This window comes from Streptomyces sp. NPDC025273, assembly GCF_040638585.1.
GTDB classification, from domain to species: Bacteria; Actinomycetota; Actinomycetes; order Streptomycetales; family Streptomycetaceae; genus Streptomyces; species Streptomyces cinereorectus.
This window is the reverse complement of sequence record NZ_JBEZYP010000048.1, coordinates 1-2,124: the sequence shown is the minus strand read 5'-3', so window position 1 is coordinate 2,124 and position 2,124 is coordinate 1. Positions and strand designations below refer to the sequence as shown.

At 74.6% G+C, this 2,124-nt stretch carries 1 protein-coding gene; it reads right to left on the bottom strand.

Annotated elements, in window-relative coordinates:
* Positions 1 to 2,124 (bottom strand): amino acid adenylation domain-containing protein (locus AB0F38_RS31615; RefSeq protein WP_361900882.1); only part of this gene is annotated, 2,124 nt, incomplete at both ends.

Genomic DNA, 2,124 nt, shown 5'->3' with positions numbered 1-2,124 from the left:
CGGTCAGGACGCACCATCGGCACCAACGCCACACGCCCACCCACCGACGAACCCACCACCCGCTCCGCCAACGCCACCACCGACTGCGCATCGAAGATGTCCCGGAACGGGAGCTCGATGCCGAAGGTGGCACGGACCCGGCTGACCAGCCGGGTCGCGAGCAGCGAATGGCCGCCCAGGTCGAAGAAGCTGTCGTCGATCGACACCGACGGGACGCCGAGCAGTTCGGAGAAGAGGTCGCAGAGCGTGCGCTCGACGTCGTTGCGCGGTGCACGGGCGGTGCTGTGCCGCGGCTCGGGCAGCGCGGCCCGGTCGATCCGGCCGTCCGCGGTGTGCGGGAGCGCGTCGAGTACGACGTAGTGCGCGGGGACGGCGTGTCCCGGGAGCACGGTCGCGGTGTGAGCCCGCAGTGCCTCGGCGTCCGCCGGGCCCGCCGGGCCGGCGGGAACGTGGTACGCCACCAGGGCGGGCTCGCCCGAGGGACCCGGGCGTACGGTCACGGCCGCGGCACCGACCGCGGGGTGCCCGGTCAGCACCCGCTCGATCTCGCCGGGTTCGACACTCCTGCCGTCGAGGGTGAGGCGGTCATCGGTACGGCCCAGGAGCTCGACCGTACCGTCACGGGTGATCCTGGCCAGGTCACCGGTGCGGTACAGCCGGGATCCGGGCGGGCCGTAGGGGTCCGCCACGAACCGCTCGGCGGTCAGCGCCGCACGGCCGAGGTAGCCGTGCGCCAGCTGGACCCCGCCCAGGTACAGCGCACCGGGGCTGCCCGGGGGCAGGGGCATGAGGCCGGCGTCGAGCACGAAGGCGCGGGTGTTCCAGACGGGCCGGCCGACGGGCGGGTAGGCCCCTTCGGTGCCGGCACCGACGGTCCACGCGATGGCGTCGAACGACGCCTCCGTCGGTCCGTGCAGGACATGGAGTTCCGCTCCGGGCAGATGGGCCCTGAACCGTTCGGCCAGTCCTGCGGGCAGCGGCCCGCCGCTGCACAGCACCCGGCGCAGCCCGGTGCAGCGCGCGGCCTCCGGCTCGGCGAGGAACGCCTCCAGCACGGACGGCGCGAAGTGGGCCGTGGTCACGGCGTCGCGCCGGATCAGCCGGGCCAGGCCGACCATGTCGCGGTCGCCGCCGGGCGGGGCGAGCACCTGGGCGGCGCCGAGCACCAGGGGAGCGAGCAGTTCCCAGACGGATACGTCGAGGTCCGCGGGCGCCTTGTGGAGGATCCGGTCGTCCGGGCCGAGCCGGCAGGCGTCCCGCATCCACAGGAGCCGGTTCACGATGCCCCGGTGCGGTACGAGCACCCCGCGCGGGGAACCCTCCGGATCGGCGGCGTGGATCAGGTAGGCCGGGGAGTCCGGCAGCGGCCCCGGCAGCTCGGCGAAGCCGTCACCGTCGCTGTCGCCGTCCAGGTGGAGCAGGACGACCGGGCACGGGAGCGTCCCGATCAGGGGCTCGCAGCCCTCCGTGGTGACGACCGCGGCGGGCGCGGCGCCGGCCAGGACCGCACGGATCCGCTCGGCCGGGTGGTGCGGCTCGACGGGCAGGCACACCGCACCCGCGCGCAGCACCGCGAGGTGTCCCACGGTCAGTGCGGCGGAGCGGGGGACGGCCACGGCGACGGTGTCACCACGGCGTACTCCCCGGGCGAGCAGGAGCGCGGCCAGCGCGGCCGAGCGCTCGTCCAGCTCCGTGTAGCTGAGCCGCTCGTCGCCGGCCATCAGCGCGAGCCCGTCCGGGGTCCGCGCCACCTGGGCCGCGAACAGCCCGGCGACCGTCTCCGGCTCGGGTCCCGAGACCGTGGCCGCCGGCAGCTCCAGCGCCCGCCCGGTGTCGTTCCACCCGGTCAGCAGCTGCTGCCACTCGCGCGATTCCAGCAGGTCCAGCTGGCTGAGCGGCATCGCCGGGTCGGCGGCGCCCAGGGACAGCATGCGCACCAGCCGCCGGCCCAGGTCGGTGACCGTGCTCTCGTCGAACAGGTCGGAGCTGTACTCCACGGTGACTTCGATGCCGGCCGGGGCGCCGACCGGATCCGTGCGCTCGACGAAGTTGAACCCCAGATCGAACTTCGCCGCACCACCCTCACCATCCACCGGACGCGCCACCAGACCCGGCAGATCCAAC